Source organism: Clostridium sediminicola (assembly GCF_050402865.1).
GTDB lineage: Bacteria > Bacillota > Clostridia > Clostridiales > Clostridiaceae > Clostridium_AF > Clostridium_AF sediminicola.
This window is the reverse complement of the sequence record NZ_BAABMF010000005.1, coordinates 225,627-248,116: the sequence shown is the minus strand read 5'-3', so window position 1 is coordinate 248,116 and position 22,490 is coordinate 225,627. Positions and strand designations below refer to the sequence as shown.

The 22,490-nt window shown below is 31.9% G+C and carries 16 protein-coding genes and 1 other RNA gene; 16 read left to right on the top strand and 1 reads right to left on the bottom strand.

Features of this window, described 5'->3' with window-relative positions; genetic code table 11:
• Positions 1 to 84 precede the first annotated feature (84 nt).
• The 13 genes from ACQ3F0_RS11485 (at position 85) to dcd (ending at position 17,404) form a co-directional block, all read left to right on the top strand.
• Positions 85 to 1,281 (top strand): phosphoglycerate kinase, encoded by a 1,197-nt coding sequence (locus ACQ3F0_RS11485; RefSeq protein WP_428865392.1) that lies wholly within the window; start codon positions 85 to 87, stop codon positions 1,279 to 1,281.
• Positions 1,282 to 1,305: 24 nt separating this feature from the next.
• Entirely contained in the window at positions 1,306 to 2,058 is a 753-nt protein-coding gene (tpiA, locus tag ACQ3F0_RS11480) for a triose-phosphate isomerase (protein WP_428865390.1), read from the top strand.
• A gap of 147 nt (positions 2,059 to 2,205) precedes the next feature.
• On the top strand, positions 2,206 to 3,744 hold the full coding sequence (gene gpmI, locus ACQ3F0_RS11475) for a 2,3-bisphosphoglycerate-independent phosphoglycerate mutase (protein ID WP_428865389.1): 1,539 nt from the start codon (positions 2,206 to 2,208) through the stop codon (positions 3,742 to 3,744).
• A 59-nt stretch (positions 3,745 to 3,803) separates the two neighbouring features.
• Positions 3,804 to 5,102 (top strand): phosphopyruvate hydratase, encoded by a 1,299-nt coding sequence (eno, locus tag ACQ3F0_RS11470; RefSeq protein WP_428865388.1) that lies wholly within the window; start codon positions 3,804 to 3,806, stop codon positions 5,100 to 5,102.
• A gap of 282 nt (positions 5,103 to 5,384) precedes the next feature.
• A complete protein-coding gene (secG, locus tag ACQ3F0_RS11465; protein WP_428865387.1) occupies positions 5,385 to 5,612 on the top strand; it encodes a preprotein translocase subunit SecG in 228 nt (75 codons plus the stop codon).
• A gap of 31 nt (positions 5,613 to 5,643) precedes the next feature.
• Positions 5,644 to 7,668 carry a sodium-translocating pyrophosphatase gene (locus ACQ3F0_RS11460; RefSeq protein ID WP_428865386.1) on the top strand — a complete coding sequence of 675 codons (2,025 nt, stop codon included), beginning with the start codon at positions 5,644 to 5,646 and terminating at the stop codon, positions 7,666 to 7,668.
• A gap of 454 nt (positions 7,669 to 8,122) precedes the next feature.
• On the top strand, positions 8,123 to 10,267 hold the full coding sequence (rnr, locus tag ACQ3F0_RS11455; protein WP_428865385.1) for a ribonuclease R: 2,145 nt from the start codon (positions 8,123 to 8,125) through the stop codon (positions 10,265 to 10,267).
• Positions 10,268 to 10,455: 188 nt separating this feature from the next.
• Positions 10,456 to 11,508, top strand: a complete 1,053-nt coding sequence (locus tag ACQ3F0_RS11450) for a branched-chain amino acid aminotransferase (RefSeq protein WP_428865421.1) — start codon at positions 10,456 to 10,458, stop codon at positions 11,506 to 11,508.
• 130 nt (positions 11,509 to 11,638) lie between these two features.
• Positions 11,639 to 12,109 (top strand): SsrA-binding protein SmpB, encoded by a 471-nt coding sequence (smpB, locus tag ACQ3F0_RS11445; protein ID WP_428865384.1) that lies wholly within the window; start codon positions 11,639 to 11,641, stop codon positions 12,107 to 12,109.
• A gap of 132 nt (positions 12,110 to 12,241) precedes the next feature.
• Positions 12,242 to 12,596: a transfer-messenger RNA gene (ssrA, locus tag ACQ3F0_RS11440) on the top strand.
• 720 nt (positions 12,597 to 13,316) lie between these two features.
• Entirely contained in the window at positions 13,317 to 15,254 is a 1,938-nt protein-coding gene (locus tag ACQ3F0_RS11435) for an alkyl/aryl-sulfatase (RefSeq protein WP_428865383.1), read from the top strand.
• A 376-nt stretch (positions 15,255 to 15,630) separates the two neighbouring features.
• Complete coding sequence (locus tag ACQ3F0_RS11430; RefSeq protein ID WP_428865382.1) at positions 15,631 to 16,746, top strand: C40 family peptidase; 1,116 nt, start codon at positions 15,631 to 15,633, stop codon at positions 16,744 to 16,746.
• 130 nt (positions 16,747 to 16,876) lie between these two features.
• Positions 16,877 to 17,404, top strand: a complete 528-nt coding sequence (gene dcd / locus ACQ3F0_RS11425; protein ID WP_428865381.1) for a dCTP deaminase — start codon at positions 16,877 to 16,879, stop codon at positions 17,402 to 17,404.
• A 287-nt stretch (positions 17,405 to 17,691) separates the two neighbouring features.
• On the opposite strand, the gene ACQ3F0_RS11420 is transcribed toward dcd, so the two are convergent.
• Positions 17,692 to 19,095 (bottom strand): MATE family efflux transporter, encoded by a 1,404-nt coding sequence (locus tag ACQ3F0_RS11420; RefSeq protein ID WP_428865380.1) that lies wholly within the window; start codon positions 19,093 to 19,095, stop codon positions 17,692 to 17,694.
• 181 nt (positions 19,096 to 19,276) lie between these two features.
• On the opposite strand from ACQ3F0_RS11420, the gene zupT reads away from it, so the two are divergent.
• From zupT to hisS, 3 genes are all read left to right on the top strand, one after another.
• Entirely contained in the window at positions 19,277 to 20,083 is an 807-nt protein-coding gene (gene zupT, locus ACQ3F0_RS11415) for a zinc transporter ZupT (RefSeq protein WP_428865379.1), read from the top strand.
• Positions 20,084 to 20,106: 23 nt separating this feature from the next.
• Positions 20,107 to 20,745, top strand: coding sequence for a peptidylprolyl isomerase (locus ACQ3F0_RS11410; protein ID WP_428865378.1), 639 nt, complete (start codon positions 20,107 to 20,109; stop codon positions 20,743 to 20,745).
• Between the two features lie 386 nt (positions 20,746 to 21,131).
• Positions 21,132 to 22,388 carry a histidine--tRNA ligase gene (gene hisS / locus ACQ3F0_RS11405; RefSeq protein ID WP_428865377.1) on the top strand — a complete coding sequence of 419 codons (1,257 nt, stop codon included), beginning with the start codon at positions 21,132 to 21,134 and terminating at the stop codon, positions 22,386 to 22,388.
• Positions 22,389 to 22,490 lie beyond the last annotated feature (102 nt).

Here is a 22,490-nt window from a genome sequence, read left to right as displayed (position 1 = left end):
TTTTTGCTGGTGCAAATTCTGTCAACTGATAGATAAAGCTACGAAGTAGTTTATCTACAAATAAGAATGGAGGGAACTTTCTTAATGAAATTAAACAAAAAGACAGTAGAAGATTTACAAGTTTCAGGTAAAAAAGTTTTAGTGAGATGTGATTTTAATGTGCCATTAAAAGATGGTGTTATAACTGATAAAAATAGATTAGTAGGTGCTATGCCAACTATAAAATACTTAATAGAGCAAGGAGCAAAGGTTATACTTTGTTCGCACTTAGGAAAACCTAAAGGAGAAGCAAAACCAGAATTATCTTTAGCTCCAGTTGCTGCAGAACTTTCTAGCATGTTAGGTAAAGAAGTTATTTTTGCTGCTGATGATAATGTAGTAGGTGAAAAGGCTAAAGCTGCAGTAGATGTTATGAAGGACGGCGATGTTGTTTTACTTCAAAATACTAGATACAGAAAAGAAGAAACTAAAAATGGAGAAGCTTTCTCTAAAGATTTAGCTTCATTAGCAGAAGTTTTTGTTAACGATGCTTTTGGAACTGCGCATAGAGCTCATTGTTCAACGGTAGGAGTTGGAGAATACTTAGAAGAGAGTGCTTGTGGATATTTAATTCAAAAAGAATTAAAATTCCTTGGAGATGCAGTGGAATCACCAGAGAGACCTTTTGTTGCTATACTTGGTGGAGCAAAAGTTTCAGATAAAATAAATGTTATAAATAATTTACTAGAAAAAGTTGATACTTTAATAATTGGTGGTGGAATGGCTTATACATTCTTAAAAGCACAAGGATATACTATAGGAACTTCTTTATTGGAAGCTGATAAAGTAGATTATTCTAAAGAAATGATGGAAAAAGCTAAAACTAAAGGTGTAAAATTACTTTTACCTGTAGATAACGTTGTTGGAGCTACTTTCAGTGCTGATACAGAACCAGTAGTTACAGAAGACCAAAACATTGCTGATGGATTCATGGGATTAGATATTGGACCTAAAACTGCTGCTATATATGCTGAAGCAGTAAAAACTGCTAAAACAGTAGTGTGGAATGGACCAATGGGAGTATTTGAGTTTGAAAACTTTGCAAAGGGTACTATTGCTGTTGCTGAAGCTATGGCGGAAGCTGATGCTACTACAATTATAGGTGGTGGAGATAGTGCGGCAGCTGTTAATATATTAGGATTTGGCGATAAAATGACTCACATATCTACAGGTGGCGGTGCGTCACTAGAATTCTTAGAAGGTAAAGAATTACCAGGAATAGTAGCTTTAAGCGAAAAATAAATAATAATTTAAGGTGGGGTTAAAATGAGAAAACCTATTATTGCAGGAAACTGGAAAATGAACAATACAGTATCTCAAGGATTAGAATTAATCGAAGCTTTAAAACCATTAGTTAAAGATGCTAACAGTGAAGTTGTAGTTTGTCCTACAACAATATCTCTTGATGCAATTGTAAAAGCAACAAAAGATTCAAATATTTCAGTTGGTGCGCAAAATATGCATTTTGAAGAAAAAGGTGCTTTTACTGGTGAAACTGCTCCTGCTATGCTCGCTGAACTAGGGGTTAAATACGTGATTTTAGGCCATAGTGAAAGAAGAACATATTTTGGAGAAACAGATGAAGCTTTAAATAAAAAATTAAAAAAAGCATTTGAACATAAACTAATTCCTATATTATGTATTGGTGAAACTTTAGAAGAGAGAGAATCAGATATAACTGAAGAAGTTTTAGCTAAGCAAATTAAACTTGATTTAGCAGGATTGGATGCGGCTCAGGTTTCAGAAATGGTAATTGCTTATGAACCAATATGGGCAATAGGAACAGGTAAAACTGCTACTTCAGATCAAGCGAATGAAACTATTGGATTTTGTAGAAAAACTGTAGGTGATATGTTTGGGGAAGAAACTGCTGAGAAGATTAGAATTCAATATGGTGGTTCAGTTAAGCCTAATACTATAAAAGAGCAAATGGCTAAAGAACACATTGACGGTGGATTAATAGGTGGAGCTTCATTAAAAGCTGAAGATTTTGCTGCAATAGTAAATTTCGATAAATAATATTAGATTATATAGTTTTTAAATACATAGGGATAGTTTAAGAATAACTTCCGCTATATTTCATTGAAAAATGTTTGAAAAGTGCATGTTTTTCAATGAAAAGAGGCAGTAATTCTTAAGCTAACCTTGAAACCTGGGGGTGGGAAATTGACTAAAAAGCCTGTAATGTTGATGATATTAGATGGTTATGGATGTTCAGATAGAGAAGACGGTAATGCAATCAGAGTAGGAGATACAGAAAATTTTGAAAAACTTTGGGAAAATTATCCTCACACAACAATTGGAGCAAGTGGGCTTTCAGTTGGACTGCCAGATGGTCAAATGGGTAACTCAGAAGTTGGACATTTAAATATTGGTGCAGGTAGAGTGATATATCAAGCTCTTACTAGAATCACAAAATCCATAAAAGATGGCGATTTCTTTGAAAATGAAGCACTTTTAAAGGCTGTTAACAATGCTAAAGTGAATAACTCTTCTCTTCACCTGTTAGGTTTATTGTCTGATGGTGGAGTCCACTCACACATTGAACATTTGAAGGGATTACTTCAATTAGCAAAGGATAATGGATTAGAAAAAGTTTATCTTCATGCTTTTTTAGATGGTAGAGATACACCTCCTACATCTGCAATAAATTATATTGAAGAAATAGAAGATTATATGGATGAAATTGGTGTGGGGAAAATCGCTACTTTAAGTGGTAGATATTACGCTATGGATAGAGATAACAGATGGGAAAGAGTAGAACTTGCTTATGATGCATTAGTAAACGGTAAAGGTGAATTATCAGTTAGTGCAATGAAAGCAATAGAAGCTTCTTATCATGATAATAAGAATGACGAGTTTGTTCTTCCTACAGTTATAGTAGAGGATGGAAAGCCGTTAGATACAATAAAAGATGAAGATTCAGTTGTTTTCTTCAATTTTAGACCAGATAGAGCAAGAGAAATAACAAGAGCTTTGAATGATAAAGTTTTTGAAGGATTTGAAAGAAAGAACTTAGATTTAACTTATATTACTATGACAGAGTATGATAAAACTATTGAAAATGTAGAAGTTGCTTTTAAATCTGAAAGTTATGAAAACACTTTAGGTGAGTATGTTAGTAAATTAGGTTTAAACCAATTGAGAATAGCGGAAACTGAAAAATATGCTCATGTTACATTTTTCTTCAATGGTGGAGTTGAAACACCAAATGCAAATGAAGATAGAGCATTAATACCATCACCAAAAGTTGCAACTTACGATTTACAACCTGAAATGAGTGCTTATGAAGTAACTGATGAAGTTCTAAAAAGAATTGATTCTAATAAATATGACTTAATAATACTTAATTTTGCCAACCCTGATATGGTTGGGCATACTGGAGTTATGGAAGCAGCAGCTAAAGCAATAAGTGTGGTAGATGAGTGTGTTGGAAAAGTTGTAGATAAGATGCTAGAGAAAGATGGAAAAGTATTTATTACAGCTGACCATGGTAATTCAGAGCAAATGATTGATTATTCCAATGGAAAACCAATGACTGCACACACTACTAATCCAGTACCATTAGTATATATTTCAAATGATGAAAGAAAAGTAACTTTGAGAGAAGGCGGGATTTTGGCTGATCTTGCACCTACGTTACTAGGAGTTATGAATAAAGAAGTACCAGCAGAAATGACAGGAAAAAGCTTAATTGTAAAGTAAATAAAAATTGCTAAACTAATAATTAAAAAATATTAATTTAAAATTTAGGAGGATTTAATATGAAAATGCATTTAGAAATAATGGACGTTTACGCAAGACAAATTTTGGATTCAAGAGGAAACCCAACTGTTGAAGTTGAAGTTACTTTAGAAGATAGTGTTGTAGGAAGAGCAGCAGTACCATCAGGAGCTTCTACTGGAATATTTGAAGCAGTTGAATTAAGAGATGGAGACAAAGATGTATATTTGGGTAAAGGTGTATTAAAAGCAGTAGAGAATGTAAATACGCTTATAGCTGACGAAATAATTGGAATGAATGTTTTAGACCAAGTTGCTATAGATAAAGCAATGATCGCATTAGATGGTACAGATAATAAAGCTAAATTAGGTGCTAATGCTATGTTAGGAGTATCTTTAGCATGTGCTAGAGCGGCTGCTGAATCTTTAGGTTTAAGCTTATACCAATACATTGGTGGAGTTAATGCTAAAGTATTACCAGTTCCAATGATGAATATAATGAACGGTGGTTCTCATGCAGATAACAATGTAGATTTACAAGAATTCATGGTTATGCCTGTTGGAGCAACTTCATTTGCTGAAGCATTAAGAATGTGTGCAGAAGTATTCCATGCATTAAAATCTATCTTAAATAAAAAAGGATTAGCAACTGGTGTAGGTGACGAAGGTGGTTTTGCTCCAGATTTAGATAGCAACGAAGATGCTATTAAAGTTATCCTTGAAGCTATCAAAGCTGCAGGATACGAAGCAGGAAAAGATATCTTTATTGCATTAGATCCAGCTTCTTCTGAGTTCTTCAACACTGATACAAATATGTATGAATTAAAAGGTGAAGGCAAAACTTTAACACCAGAACAAATGGCAGATTTCTATGTTGATTTAGTAGAAAAATATCCAATCATATCAATCGAAGATGGAATGGCTGAAGAAGATTGGGAAGGATGGAAATTCTTAACTGATAAAGTTGGTGATAAAATCCAATTAGTTGGAGATGACTTATTCGTAACTAATACAGATAGACTTTCTATGGGTATTGAAAAAGAGACTGCAAACTCTATCTTAATTAAATTAAACCAAATCGGTACTTTAACTGAAACTTTAAATGCTATCGAAATGGCAGCAAGAGCTGGATACACTGCTGTTGTATCTCATAGATCTGGTGAAACAGAAGATACTACAATTGCAGACTTAGTAGTAGCTACAAATGCTGGTCAAATCAAAACAGGTGCACCATCTAGATCAGAAAGAGTTGCAAAATATAATCAATTATTAAGAATTGAAGAAGAATTAGGAAATATGGCTGAGTATAGAGGAAGATCTGCTTTCTATAACTTAAAATAAAAATATATATCAAAACAAAGAGGAATCAGTTTTGAATCCTCTTTGTTTTTATTTTGAAATAATTGTTATATCAAAATTAGATTGTAAATCTTTGAGCTATATGATAAAATAAACTTTGTTAAATATGCAAGAAAGTATTTTACTTATTGCATTTGTACTTGGGGAGCATAAAAAAATAACTTGCACTATATTACCATCAAAAAATGCAGAAACATCAATATTTTGATGACAAAAGTGGAAAATAATTTTTTAGCCGACCCATAATTGAGGAGGTGTATGGCCATGCACACATTTTTAACTGTTTTATTAGTGATAGTTTCAGTTCTATTGATTGTCGTAGTTATGCTACAGCCAGGAAAAGCTGACGGTTTTAATTTAGTATCTTCAGGGGCAGAAACTTTTTTATCTAAGAATAAGACTAAAACACGTGAATCAGTGCTATCTAAGGCTACAGTGATTTTAGCTGTTTTATTTCTTTTATTAACAAGTGCTATAAGTATAATAAAATAAAGAATTATATTAAGTTTAGGAGGAGTTAAGGGTGGATTTTTTACTATTAGTATTAGGAGCAGCAGTCGTTGCTTTAGTATTTGCGGTAGTTTTAAGCAATGGTATAAGTAAAGAAAGTGCTGGAAATGACAGAATGAAGGAGATTGCTGGATATATTCATGAAGGTGCTATGGCATTTTTAACTAGAGAATACAGATACTTAGCAATCTTTATTGTGGTAGTTGCAATTGTTATTGGAGTAGCAATTAAGCCAATAACAGCAGTATGTTTTGTAATTGGTGCATTATTCTCAATAGCAGCGGGATACTTTGGTATGCAAGTTGCAACTAAAGCAAATGTAAGAACAGCTGAAGCAGCGAAAAATGGTCAAACTAAAGCTTTAGAAATTGCATTTTCTGGTGGAGCAGTTATGGGAATGGCAGTTGTAGGTTTAGGTGTGTTAGGTTTAACGGTTTTATACTATTTCTTTGGTCAAAATGATATATCAGTATTAACAGGTTTTGGATTAGGCGCTAGTTCTATAGCATTGTTTGCTCGTGTTGGTGGTGGTATTTATACTAAAGCTGCTGACGTTGGTGCAGACTTAGTTGGTAAGGTTGAAGCAGGAATACCTGAAGATGACCCAAGAAACCCAGCTGTTATTGCTGATAACGTTGGAGATAATGTTGGTGACGTTGCAGGAATGGGTGCTGACTTATTTGAATCTTATGTAGGATCATTAATTTCTGCATTAACTCTTGGATTTGCACTATTTACTGGGGATTCAACTAAAATTATGTTCCCATTGATTTTAGCTTCTTTAGGAATTATAGCTTCTATTATAGGAATTGTTATAGCAAGAAAGAGTAAAAGTGAAAACCCACAAAAGGCATTAGATGCTGGAACTTATATTGCAGGCGGATTAGTTATTGTTGCTGCTGGAATATTAAGTTACACTACTTTTGGAAGTTTAAGAGCTTTTGCTGCAATCGTTGCAGGGTTAGCTGTTGGAATGCTAATTGGTAAAGTTACTGAAATGTATACTTCTGATGAATATAAATATGTTAAGAAAATTGGAAAACAATCAGAAACTGGTGCTGCAACTACAATTATCTCTGGTTTAGGTATCGGTATGTATTCTACAATGTTACCTATTATTTTCATAGGGATTGGTGTTTTAGCGTCATTCTACATAATGGGTGGAGCTAATGATGTAGCTATGGGCTTATATGGTATATCTTTAGCGGCTATCGGTATGCTATCTACAGCTGGTATTACAATTGCAGTAGATGCTTATGGACCTATTGCTGATAATGCTGGTGGTATTGCTGAAATGGCTGAATTAGACCCATCAGTTAGAAAAATAACTGATAAGCTTGATGCTGTTGGTAATACAACTGCAGCAATTGGTAAAGGATTCGCTATTGGTTCAGCTGCATTAACAGCTTTAGCATTATTTGCTTCTTATGCTCAAGTAACTGGATTAGAAAAAATCGATTTATTAACTCCTGTAACATTAGTAGGATTATTAATTGGAGCAATGCTTCCATTCTTATTTGGTGCTTTAACAATGGAATCTGTTGGTAAAGCTGCTTTTGAAATGATTGAAGAAGTTAGATCTCAATTCAAAAACATTCCAGGAGTTATGGAAGGTACAACTAAGCCTGATTATAAGAGATGTGTTGATATCTCTACTGCGGCAGCTTTAAAAGAAATGATGTTACCTGGTATACTTGCAATAGTAGTACCTTTAGGTGTTGGTTTCTTACTTGGAGTTGAAGCATTAGGTGGTTTAATCGCTGGTGCCGTTGCAGCTGGTGTATTAATGGCTATTATGATGGCTAACGCTGGTGGTGCTTGGGATAACGCTAAGAAATACATTGAGGGCGGAGCTCACGGTGGTAAAGGTAGCGACGCTCATAAAGCAGCAGTTGTAGGAGATACAGTAGGTGATCCATTCAAGGATACTTCAGGTCCTGCAATGAATATCTTGATAAAACTTATGACAATAGTTTCTCTTGTATTCGCTCCAGTATTAGCTGAATACGGCGGAATCTTAATAAATTTATTTAAATAGTAGATAAGTAGTGATCAAATTAGGTCACTACTTTTTTTTATTACATAGGAAAGTATAAATTTTATACTTTCCTATGTAATAAAAAAATGAAGGGGTGCATGGGAAGTATTCCCCGCTTCTTTTAGGAGGGTGCTCAGATGCGATAGCATCGTCGAAGGGAACATAAGGTTCCATAGCGAAGCGGCTTTGATGCCTTTTTTATACATAAAAGTAGGAATACTATGGAAAAACATATTGCTTTTTTATTAGAACAATAGGTATACTATAGATAACTATTTCGTATGCTTATTTATAGTAGTGTCAAATTGTAATGTACTATTAAGAGTAGATTTTTTAAAATATTTAGATTGAAGTAATATACCTACATAGATTTGTACTACGAAAACTTATTTTTGTATATTTAAGATAAAATAGTTAAAAATATAGGAAGAGTTATAATTTAGGAGGCATACATATGGATATGAAAAAAATTATTTTAGGCTTTATGGAAGAAAAAGCATATAAACCTATGAATATTAAAGAATTAGCTTATATTTTAGGCGTAAATAAAAGAGATATAGAAAGTCTTAAAAAATTACTTAAGGAAATGGTAGAGGAAGGTCATATAATAAAAAATAGAAAAAAATTATATGGAATTCCTGAAAGAATGGGTTTAGTAGTTGGAAAACTTCAAGGACATCAAAAAGGATTTGGGTTTGTTATTCCACAAGATGGTAGCCCAGATGTATTTATAACTTCTTCATTTATGAATGGTGCTATGAACGGAGATAAAGTAATAGCAAAAGTTACAAAAGAAGAGAATGGCGGCAAAAAGCGTGAAGGAGAAATTGTAAGAATAGTAGAAAGGACAAATACTAGAGTTATAGGGACTTATGAAGATAGTAAGAATTTTGGATTTGTGGTTCCAGAAGAAAAAAGAATATTCCAGGATGTATTCGTAGCAAAAGCAGATTCTAAAAATGCTAAAAATAAAGACATAGTTATTGTAGAAATCACAAAATGGCCTGATAATAGAAGAAATCCTGAAGGCAAGATAATTGATATAATAGGTCAGAAAGGTGAACAGGGAATAGATATTCTAACAATAATTAAGAAGTTTAACTTACCGGAGTATTTCCCGGAAAAAGTTCAGAACTATGCAAGAAATATCTCTACGGATATTTCAAATGAGGAATATAAGAGAAGAGAAGATCTACGAGGCATAAGAATGGTAACTATTGACGGGGCTGACGCAAAGGATTTAGACGATGCAGTTTCTATTCAGAAGTTAGAGAACGGCAACTATTTATTAGGTGTACACATTGCGGATGTATCTCATTATGTTAAAGAAAAGAATCCATTAGATAAAGAAGCATTGAAGAGAGCAACATCTGTTTATTTAATAGATAGGGTAATACCGATGTTGCCAAAAGAATTATCAAATGGTATTTGTAGTTTAAATCCAAAGGTAGATAGACTTGCAATGACTTGTTTTATGGAAATAAATACTGAAGGAAAAGTTGTTGATTATAGAATTGTTGAAAGTGTTATAAAAACAAATGAACGAATGACATACTCTGATGTAACAAAAATATTAAGAGATGACGATAAAGAACTTAAACAAAAATATGATTATCTAGTAGATGATTTTAAAACAATGGAAAAATTATGTGAAATACTTTACGCTAAGAGAATTAGAAGAGGAGCTATAGACTTCGATTTTGAAGAATGTAAAATCATACTGAATGAAGTCGGAAAGCCAGTAGAAATAAAACCATATGAAAGGGCAATAGCTAATAGAATAATTGAAGAGTTTATGTTAGTTTGTAACGAGACTATTGCTGAACATATGTATTGGTCTAACACACCTTTTGTTTACAGAATACATGAAGAGCCGGATGAAGAAAAGCTTCAAAAATTTAATGAGTTTGCATACAATTTAGGTTATGTAGTTAGATTTAAAAATGACATTCATCCTAAATTGCTTCAGAGTGTAGTTCAGAAAGTAAAAGGACAGAAAGAAGAGACAGTAGTAAACACGCTACTTCTCAGGTCAATGAAACAAGCTAAATATTCTCCAGCAGCTATAGGACATTTTGGGTTAGCAGCTAAATATTATTGTCACTTTACTTCTCCTATTAGAAGATATCCAGATTTAATGATTCATAGGATAATTAAAGAATTCATAAATGGAAAAATTGATGAAGGTAGAGATAAAAGCTTGAGGGGTTCAGTAGAGTATGCTTCAATGCAATCCTCAGATATGGAAAGAATAGCACAAGAGGCTGAAAGAGAAGTTGATGATTTAAAGAAAGCTGAATATATGAGTGAAAGAATTGGTGAAGAATATGAAGGAATAGTTTCATCAGTCACTAATTTTGGTATGTTTGTTGAATTACCAAATACAGTAGAAGGGTTAGTTCATATAAGTGCATTTGATGATGACTATTATATTTATGATGATCAGCATTTGTGTTTAATTGGAGAAAGAACAAAAAATGTATATAAACTTGGTGATAACGTAAAAATTATTGTTTCAAGGGTAGACTTAGATAATCATGAAATATATTTTGATTTGGTTAAAAATGCAGATGAGGAAAATCCGGAAGAAAAGTTTTAAATTATTTATTAAAGGATAATTTGAAGAAAAAATGAATTATCCTTTAATATCTTTATAAATTAATCACAAAAGTTTATATAAACCATTGCTTTTTTTTATAAGCTATACTATCATATATAATAACAATTTATTAATTATAGATTTCGGGGCGATAAATTGTTTCAAATTAAAATTTTAATAGAAATAATATTAAAAATAAATGGAGGGGTACTATGAGTAAGAAAGTAAATATTGATTGGGAAAATTTGGGGTTTGGCTACATAAAAACAGATTTGCGTTATATTTCAAGATGGAAAGATGGTAAATGGGACGATGGACAATTAGTAGAAGATAATAAATTTACAATTGATGAAGCTTCTACAGCACTTCATTATGGACAACAATGTTTCGAAGGTCTAAAAGCATATAGGACTAAAGATAATAAAATTCAATTATTTAGACCTGATGAGAATGCAAAAAGGTTAAATGAAAGTTGTGCACGTGTATTAATGCCTGAAATACCAGTAGAAAAATTTATAGATGCAGTAAAACAGGTTGTAAAAGCTAATGAAGCTTATGTACCACCATATGGAACAGGAGCAACTTTATATATAAGACCACTAGTAATTGGTGTTGGAAATACTGTGGGTGTTAATCCTGCGAAAGAGTATATTTTTTGTGTTTTCTGTCTACCAGTTGGTCCGTATTTTAAAGGTGGTTTAACTCCAGTAAATTTTGTAATATTTGATGAATTTGATAGAGCAGCACCTTTTGGAACAGGTGCATTGAAAGTTGGAGGAAACTATGCAGCAAGTTTGCTTCCACATAAATATGCAGTAGAAAAAGGTTTTGCAGATTGTATTTATCTTGACCCAAAAACTCATACTAAGATAGAAGAAGTTGGATCAGCTAACTATTTTGGAATTACTAAGGATGATAAGTTTGTAACACCAAAGTCTCCGTCTATTCTTCCTAGTATAACAAAAAAATCTTTATTGCATATAGCAAAAGAGAATTTAGGAATGGAAGTTGAAGAAAGAGATGTTTTAATAGATAATTTAGATGAATTCAAAGAAGCTGGTGCTTGTGGAACAGCGGCTGTTATAACTCCTATAGGTGGAATTCAATACAGAGGAAACCTTCATGTATTTTATAGTGAGAAAGAAGTAGGTCCTGTTACTAAAAAGCTTTATAATACTCTTTATGGAATTCAATTTGGAGATGTTGAAGCACCAGAAGGATGGATTTTTGAAGTAGAATAGATTATAGAAATTCTGAAAACTCAAAATTGAGTTTTCAGAATTTGTATTTAAAAAGTAATTTTTCATTGACTTTTGGTAACATATAATGTAAAATATATTATTGCAAACCCAATGAGAAGTAGGTGAAGATATGGCTAAGAAGGATAGTAACACTAAAACATTAGCACAAAATAAAAAAGCTAGGCATGATTACTTTATAGAAGAAACCTATGAAACGGGTATCGTACTTGTTGGTACTGAAGTAAAGTCTATAAGAGCAGGAAAAGCAAACTTAAAGGAAAGCTATGCCCAAGTGAAAAATGGCGAAATTTTCATTTGTGGTATGCATGTTAGCCCTTATGAGCAAGGTAATATATTCAATAAAGACCCTTTAAGAGATAGGAAACTACTTCTTCATAAAAAGGAAATTGATACATTAGCGGGCTATACTTCTAGAGAAGGTTTTACATTAGTTCCTTTATCACTTTATTTGAAAAAAGGAAAAGTAAAAGTTGCGCTTGGTGTTGCAAAAGGTAAGAAAAACTATGATAAACGTCAATCTATTGCTGCTAGAGATGCTAAAAGAAATATTGACAGAGAAATGAAAAATAGGATGCGCTAACATTAACTTACAGTAGACAAAACTAATTAAGTATAGTAAACTAGTTTTGCGGTAGAAAAATTTAGATAAATGTTATTTATATTTATAAACAATTTAATAACGATTCCGTTAATAAAACTCTACACCTTATATGGGGGCGTATTTGGCTTTCGACGGGGGTAAGTGGAGCTTTGGAAGCGAGCTGAGGGACCTGGGCCCTCATTAATAAACTAGGACTTTTTATAAACGGAAACGATAATTTAGCGTTAGCGGCTTAATATAGCTGCTCGTCCTACCCGGGAGGCCCACGGCTTGGGATTAGGGCGTCATGAAGTGGGGAACCGAGCCTAAGAAAGCTTTGACTTAGGAACGGAATTCATGAAGCTACTAAAGTCAGAATCTTGTCAGTAGGAGTCTGATGGAGGGAATGTTAATGTACTGACTGCGCTCGGAGATGCCAGGGTGGCACTACTTTCGGACAGGGGTTCGACTCCCCTCGCCTCCACCATATAAGAGGCTGCTTCAAAATGATTAATTAATCATTTTGAAGCAGCCTCTTCATACTGTAGACAATTATGTCTTGGCGCTTTTCTAATCATATATCAGCTCAAATTTTTTGGTAATCAACGAACAGAAACACAAGAAATTTTCTTAACTTGTTGTCCAATTAGAAATAGTTCAGAAACAAATCTGATAATTCTTCGGGAGTCTCTTTCATACCATAGAGAAGCTAAAATCAACACTTTCAAAAGCAGATGACTCAATTCAACTGAATATTCCATCAATTATTGATATGGTAAGTCATGAAAAGCAAAAACAAAGCCGACTAACGAAGATTCCAAACCTAATTTGCGAATTAGTTGGGGGAGTTATGGAAAAAGCTACTATCTAAAGAAAGCAATTTTGAATTGCTTTCTTCTTTTAAATCAAAGTAACGAGCTATAATATAGGAATAAACATAACTTAGATTAGGTGAATCCTATAATAAATAAAAGTATTGGTGAATTTCTCCTAGTGCTATTCGTCTCCACTATTGAAAACCACGACTTGATTTCGTGTTTTTTTATTCATATATTATTAGGATAAATTGAGGGAACTATATAATAAGTAGAAATATTACAAAAATCAATATTTATTCTTGTATATTTCCAAGCATATTCTGTTATACATCACACTTAACGAATAATCTGAATAAAGTATAGTGTGGTGTAATATAGGAGGTGTCACTATGACGTGTAAACATAATACCGAAGAACTAAATGTCAGGAGAAAAAATGCTACCGTTAAAACAAAGTCAATAAATGAAGAAGCATATAGTAATATTGATTGGAAAAGATTGAAAATTGAAGAGGAATTATCAAAAAAGAATGTAATTGATGATGTACCATTGCCTGTAATACGGAGAGAGGGCTCTTTGGTACCTGTGTGGGATTTAAAAAAGTATGCTTTTATATTAAAGAATAAAACTCCTAATACAGTCAATCCAAAGCTTTGGGAACAAGGGAAGTTAAACTTAAATTCAGGTATATTTAAAGTTACAGATAAAATATATCAGGTTAGAGGTTTTGATCTTGCAAATATGAGTTTTATTAGAGGAGATATGGGCTGGATTATAATTGATTGTTTAACTTCACAAGAAACAGCAGAAGCTGCAATAAAGTTAGTTAATGAACATTTTGGAAAAATACCTATCAGTGCGGTATTGTTTTCACATTCCCATGTAGATCATTATGGTGGAATATTAGGAGTTTTAGCTAGTAGTACGGAAAATAATATTAAGATATATGCACCTAAAGGATTTACTAATGCAGTTATAGAAGAAAATGTAAATGCGGGAGTTGCAATGACTCGTCGTGGTTTGTATATGTACGGTGAAATATTGCCACGTGATGAAAAAGGTCAAATAGATTGTGGAATAGGAAAGTACGTTTCTTCAGGGACGGTAACCTTCATGAATAATGTTCACGAAATTCATCAAAGTGCAAATCAGAAGTATGTAGAAAAAGTAATTGATGGAGTAACAATGCAGTTTCTATTGACTGAAGATACAGAAGCACCGGCAGAAATGGATATATATATTCCTAGTGAAAAGTCTTTGTGTATTGCTGAAAACTGTAGTGCAACACTTCACAATATATATACTTTAAGAGGTGCAGAAGTTAGAGATCCAGTTGCTTGGGCTAAAGATATTCAAAAAGCAATAGATTTATGGGGAAGTGATTTAACATCAATATTTGAAGTTCACAATTGGCCTAGATTTGGTAACGAGTATTGCATATACTACATGGAGAAGCAAAGAGATTTATATCAATATATAAACGATCAAACTTTAAGATTGATAAATAAAGGATATACAGTAGATGAGGTTGGGAGAATGGTTAAATTCCCTAAGAGTTTAAGTGAAGAGTGGTATGATAGTTCATTTTATGGAACTGTAAGTCATAACTCAAAAGCTGTTTATCAAAAATATATAGGGTGGTATAATGGAAATCCAGTAGATTTAAATAAATTACTTCCAGAAGAATCGGCAAAAAAATATGTAGAATACATGGGAGGAGAGAATTCTGTTTTAGAAAAAGCAAAGAACTCCTTTAAAAGGGGAGAATATCAATGGGTAGCAGAAGTTACTAAACAAGTTATATACGCAAATCCAAATAATAAAGATGCAAAGCTACTTTGTGCGGATGCTTTAGAGCAATTAGGATATATAGCAGAATCAGGTCCATGGAGAAATGAATATTTAATTGGAGCTCAAGAACTACGTTATGGTATCATTCCAATTAAGCGTTCAGTAATTACTTTTGATGTTTTAAATGCAATACCACTAGAAAATGTATTGTATTTGTTTAGTATAAGAGTGGATGGATTGAAAGCTGGAGATTTTGATTATAAAATTAATTTCGTAATTCCAGATAGAAAAGAAGTAGCCTCAACTGAAATTAAACGAGGAATATTTAGATATTTAAATAATAAGCTTGCGGAAGATGCAGCTGTAACAGTTACAATGTCTGAAGAAACATTATATGAGCTTGCAACAACCAATGATAGGGCAGATAGCTCAGCAATAATAGTAGAAGGAGATATATGTAAGTGGCAGTTGTTTTTATGGGTGCAAGATAAAATAGACTTAAATTTTAATATAATGACACCTGTATCAAAGAAATAAAACACTTGATAAAAAATTTAAAACGCAGTTTTAACGAAATAGAGAACCATATCATAAATAAAAGTATTAGTAGTGGATTTGAGATAACGGGATCGTATCTACCAACGAAATTAGGATCGTTCAGATTATCTGAACGATTTTTTATTGTATAAATAAACTAAAAGATAGTCCATTAATCTATTATTACAGTTTTAATAGGAAACTTACATTATTATAATTCTGTAATAAAATAGTTTAAAAATAAAAAACGATTAATAAAAGTTTGTATGACAGTGGGACTAAACAAAAATTATAACTTTATTAGAAAAATTTACTGAAAAAATTGTCTTAAAGTGTTATAATGGAGTAGAGTTGATATTGAAGGAGAGATTTTTTTATGCGTAAAAGGTTTATAACAATAGTTTTATCTGGTTTTATTATATTTTCAACATGCACAAAGACAGTTGTTTTCGCAGATACTTTGCAATCAAAATTAAAAAAACAACAGAATGAACTAAAACAATCTCAAAGCAACTTAAATAAAGCAAAAAAAATCGTAGAAGAAATAGATTCTAAAATTGAAGAATTTGATTATCAAATTGAAAATACTATGTTAGAAATAGAAGAGTTAAATGGTAAGATTGCAGATACAGAAAAAAAAATACAAGATTCAATTGAACAAATAAGACAAGCAGAAGCAGATATGGAAGCAGAAAAAGATTTATATAATAATAGAATGTCTGCTATGTATATGGGTGGAAAAACAAGTGAAGTAAAACTACTATTAGGTTCTGATACACTTAGTGATTTATTTTCTAGAATACAAACAATGAAAACAATATCTGAGGTTGACGCAGAAATAATTGCGAGTTTGAAAGCAAAGAGAACTGAGATTGAAAATACTAAGAAATTAATGGAAGAAAAAAAGAGTGAATTATCTTTAATGATTTCTACTCAAAAAGAAAAGATGGACAAGCTCAAGAATGATAAGAAGGCTCAGCAAACTTTAATAGACGAAGCAAAAAAAGAATTAACTGCATATGCTAATGTTGTAGCTTCAGATAAAAGCCAAATTGCAAAAACTAAGAAACTTATAGAAGCAGCTAGAGCTAAAGTGCCAAAATATAACCCATCAAGAGGAGCTGCAAATGTATCTTCTAATGCTATTGTTGCTTATGCATCGAATTTTCTTGGTAGACCATATAGATGGGGAGCTACAGGACCAAACTCATTCGATTGTTCAGGGTTTACAAAGTATGTTATGGCACACTTTGGTATTAAGATACCAAGAACTTCAAGATCTCAAGCTAAGGCGGGTACTCGTGTTTCAAGATCTAATTTACGACCAGGGGATTTAGTGTTTTTCGCAAAGCCAGGAAGAGCAGTACATCATGTTGGAATTTATGTTGGTAATAATTCATATATACATGCTCCGCGTACAGGTGATGTAATAAAAATATCAACACTTTCTAGTAGATCAGATTATTATACAGCAAGAAGATTTACTAAATAAATCGATATAATATTATCTTATGTAGTAAAAACTATTACCATATTAAGAGAAATCTTAGTATGGTTTTTATTTATGGTATTATGTATAAGGATAAAACAATTTGTATTTAAATAATAGGAGGGGCTATAAAATGATTTTGTCAGGAAAAGAAATAAAGAATAGATTAGGGAAAGATATATATATTGAACCTTTTAAAGAGAGTCAACTTAATCCAAACAGCTATAACCTAACATTATATAACGAACTGCTTGTATATGAAGACTCTATTTTAGATATGAAAAAAGAGAATAAAGCAAAAAGTATCATTATACCACCGGAGGGATTGTTGTTAGAACCTGGTAAATTGTATCTTGGAAGAACTGTAGAATATACTAGAGCTGATGCTCATGTACCTATGCTTGAAGGAAGATCTTCAATCGGTCGATTAGGATTATTTATCCATGTAACTGCTGGATTTGGAGATGTAGGTTTTAGTGGCTTTTGGACACTAGAAATATTCTGTGTGCAACCTATACGTATTTATCCTAATGTTGAAATCTGTCAAATATATTATCATTCAATAGAAGGCGATTATGATAAGTATAGTAGTGGGAAATATCAGGATAATAAAGGAATACAGCCTAGTTTATTGTATAGAGATTTTGAGGAAAATAAATAATAATTATAAATTGCTGAGCAATTTATAATAGTTGTAAGTTGTAAGGTTTAAGTTGTAAGTTAAGGATACCTTTCGCAAGCGAAAGCTTTTAATTAAATAAAAGATAAATGATTCCTTTTGCATAGCAAAAGGAATCATTTATGTTAGGGATGATAACAAAGGCTTAGTTAAAGATTTTCTGCAAGAAAATTATCATTAACTTACCACTTACAACTTACAACTAAATTCCTTGTATTTTATTCCTATCGTAAATTAACTTTAGAATAAAAGTATTAATTCTTACGTTTCTAAACCTTGATTTTTTGCCACTTTCCTCTTTTAAAAATGATAAAAAATACTATTCCTCTAATGGTAAGATCAAGTGCCATAGCTGCCCATGCGCCGGCTAAACCTAAGTTCATTGTAAAAGCTAAGTAATATCCTAAACCTACTCGTATACCCCAGGCTGTCATTGTTGTAATTACTAGTACAATTTTTGTGTCTCCAGCACCTCTAAGAGCACCAGCAAAAACCATGGTTGCAGCTAGAAATGGTTGTGAAAGAGCAACTAGTTGTAGACAAATAACTGCGTTATTTATTATTTCTGAGTCTCTAGTGAAAATTATAATAAAGATTTTTGGGAATAAGAAAAATAATACTCCAAATGCAGTCATAACGATACAAGCCATATATGCGGCGGTATAGCCACCTTTCTTAGCTTTATCAGGGTCATCTTCTCCTAGAGATTGTCCTACTAAAGTAGTTGCTGCAAGAGCAAAACCCCATCCAGGCATAAATGATAATGATTCTGCTGTTAACGCAATTTTATGAGCGGCTACCATTACAGTTCCTAGAGAAGCCACCATTCTGAAAAAAACAAGTTGTGCAAAACGAAATATTAGTTGTTCTCCTGCAGCAGGCATTCCTACTTTCAATATTCTTTTTAGAATTGAAAAATCTATTTTAAAATCCTTAAAAAGTGTAATTTTGTAATTATTATTTTTACTAAAAAGTACTTTCAAAATTAAAATCAAAGCGATTATTCTACCAAGAGTAGTGGCAATGGCAGCACCGGTTACGCCTAAATTTGCACCAGGTAAAAATATAGACATTTCTTTATTTAATAAAGGAATATTGAAAGAAATAGTCCTGTTATTAAATATTAATATAAAATTGCAAATAACATTAATAATATTGGACAATCCATTTACAATCATAGGAGTTTTTGTATCTCCTGCCCCTCTTAAGGCTCCAGACATTATCATAGTAATTATAAGAGCGGGTAAACCTAACAATATTATTCTTAAATAAGTTATTGCAAAAGGGATTACATCTTTTTCTGCACCCATCCAAACAACTATATTTTTTGAAAGAAATAATGCTCCAATTGTAAATATAATTGAAAAGAATATGCTTAAGTACAAAGACTGAGTTATTGCATATTTAACGTTTTTATGTTCTTTAGCCCCTACAAATCTAGCAACTAAAGCTGTAGTACCAACACTTATAGCAGCAAAAAATGCCAGCATAACCATAATAGGATTATCAGATAAGCTAACTGCCGCAATAGCGTATCCACCCAAACTGCCAACCATTGCAGTGTCTGCTACACCCATAAATGTTTGAAGAAGCATTTCGGTTATAGCGGGTAGTGCTAATTTAACAGTAATTTTCTGTATACTTTCGTTATTATTAATATCTTTTTTATTCATAAAAAATCCCCATCCTAAAGTTTATAAATCTTAAGCTTTATTATAACATGTTGAAATATTTCAACAAGTATAGAAATATGCTTTATAATAATAAATATTATAAGACAATATTTATAATAGCTTAACTCTATAGTATAATAGATAATATTATTAAAAAATCTAAAATAAGAGAGGTGATCTTTTGAATAATGTACTTTTTGCATTTGGATTAACTTTATTTGCAGGATTATCTACGGGTATTGGAAGCGCGCTAGCTTTTTTTGCCAAAAAGACTAATACAAAGTTTTTATCTGGAGCATTAGGCTTTTCAGCTGGAGTTATGATATATGTATCAATGGTGGAGATTTTTGTGAAAGCAAGAGATTCATTAGAATTAGCACTGGGTAGTACCAAAGGGTATTGGATTACTACTATATCTTTCTTTGCAGGCATTGCTATTATTGCATTAATAGACAAACTAGTTCCCTCTTTTGAAAATCCTCATGAACCAAGGAGTATTGAAGATATTAAAGATTCTGATGGAGTAGAAAAGAAAAGCGAGCTTCTTAGAATGGGTATGTTTTCAGCATTAGCAATTGCAATACATAACTTTCCAGAAGGCCTTGCGACCTTTACTGGAGCTTTACAGGATCCTACACTTGGAATTAGTATTGCTGTAGCAATTGCTATACATAATATTCCTGAAGGAATTGCTGTATCTGTCCCACTGTATTATGCTACTGGAGATAAAAAGAAATCCTTTTTTTTATCAGTACTATCCGGTTTATCTGAGCCAGTTGGTGCATTGATTGGTTATACACTACTATATAAATATTTTAATGATGTAGTTTTTGGTGTTTTATTTGCAGTTGTAGCTGGAATTATGGTATTCATTTCGATTGATGAACTTTTGCCTACTGCAGAGAAATATGGTGAACATCATATTGCCATATACGGCTTAGTCTCCGGAATGGCAGTGATGGCCTTAAGTTTGTTGTTGTTTGCATAGTAAATATAAAAAGGAGAATAGTTATGAGAATGAGAAGAGTTATATATATATTGTTTAGCATACTGATAGTAATGTTTATAGTTAGTGGTTGTGCAGAAAACAAATTAAATGATGAAGTAGATATTAACTATCAGCCGGAGGAAGGACTACCTATTATAACTATTACATTACAAGATGATTCACAAATACTATTAGAACTTTATCCTGAAGTAGCAGAGAATACAGTGAATAATTTTATTTCATTAATAGATAAAAAGTTTTATGATGGCCTTATTTTTCATAGAGTTATTGAAGGATTTATGATTCAAGGTGGAGACCCAGAAGGTACAGGAATGGGTGGGCCAGGGTATTCAATTGATGGAGAATTTGATTCCAATGGTTTTAAAAATACGCTTAAGCATACTCCAGGAGTAATTTCTATGGCAAGAGTTCAAGATCCAAATTCTGCAGGTTCTCAGTTTTTTATTATGCATAAAGAGTACCCATCATTAGATGGAAAATATGCAGCTTTTGGAAAAGTATTTAGAGGATTAGATGTTATAGATAAAATTGTAACGGTTGAAACAAATTCTAAAGATAAACCATTAAAAGATGTAATTATGAAAACTGTAACTGTTGATTTGAATGGTTATGAATCAAAAGAACCTGAGGTTAATAACTAAACTATATATACCTTAGGGCTATTTACTTATTTAAATAATAGGATATTAAATAAATTTAAATAAAATCTTGATAATTATGAGAAGAATAATTATAATGTATATAAAGTTATAAAGAATTAGAATCATTTTTTGATTCATTATAGGTGAGGGTTTATATGAAAAATACTAAATTAGATTTATGGAAAATAAAATTTCATCATCATATTACCTAAGCGGTTGTGCCTAAAATTCTTATGGGTGCAGGCGCTATTTGTGCATGCATCAATGGGAAGGATTTATTCTAGAGAATCTATTGTCCTGTCGATGTGTGATATTGGCAGGACTTTTGTTTGCACTAATTTAGATAATTTAAAAATAATTTATAACAACGAATAGGAGGAAAAAGCATGAAAATTAATACTAATCCTGTGAGAGGAACAAGAGATTTTGGGCCTCAGGATATGGAGCTAAGAGATTATGTAACGGATGTAATTATGAAGGTATACAGAAGACATGGTTTTACACGAATACAAACACCAATATTGGAAAATATTGATTTGCTATTAGGTAGTGAAGGTGGAGAAAATTTAAAATTAATTTATAAAATATTAAAAAGAGGTAATAAACTTAATTTAACTAATGATAATTTAAAGGAAATGGACTTAGTTGATATGGGGTTACGTTATGATCTAACATTACCTTTGAGTAGATACTATGCCAATAATTTTAGTAAGTTACCTACTACTTTTAAAGGAATGCAAATAGGTGAAGTGTTTAGAGCTGAAAGACCACAAAAAGGAAGATATCGTTCGTTTTATCAATGTGATATTGATATAATTGGTGAAGAAAGTGAAGTTGCAGAGATAGAACTTATTTTAACAACTTCAGAGGCATTATTAGCTTTAGATTTTAATGATTTTATAATTCGTATAAATGATAGAAGAATTCTTTCAGGATTAATAAAATATGCAGGATTTACAGATAATGATGTTAATAGTGTATGTATAACTTTCGACAAACTTGATAAAATTGGACTAGAAGGAGTAGAAAAGGAACTTAATAGCAAAGAATATAGTCCTGAAATAGTTGGGAATTTTATAAGCATAGTTGAAGATATTACAAAAGGAATTGAAATTAAAGACATGCAAAAGTTTGGAATAGAAGCAGATGTTTTAAATCCTTTAGAAAATTTAATAACTATTGTACAAAAACAGTCAAAAGGAAAGTATAAAATCAAATTTGATCCTACTATAGTTAGAGGTATGGGATATTATACAGGATTAATATATGAAGTAGAGTGTGAGGGTTTAGGAGTTTCTATTGCAGGTGGCGGACGTTATGATAAAATGATTGGACGTTTTATGAAAAATGATGTTCCAGCAGTAGGATTTTCTATTGGCTTTGAAAGAATTCTTGCTATAATGCAGGATAGAAATTTCAAAATACCTAACAATTTTTCAAAAATAGCATTTTTATTTGATAAGAAAAAAGATAAGTTAATTGATGTTATTGAAAAATCTGATGATTTGAGAGTAGAAGAAAATACTGTAGCTTTAATTCCAAAAGGAAAGAAATTAGGTAAGCAATTAGATAACTTAAAGGCACAAGGATATGATAGCTTTTGTTTATATGGAGAAACGAATGAAATAAAAAAACTTGATTAGAAATATAATATTAAACCAGCATTCAGTAATGGATGCTGGTTTAATTTATATCATTAATTTTAGGGAGATAGGTTTTAACTATAATTAAATTATAATAAAGTT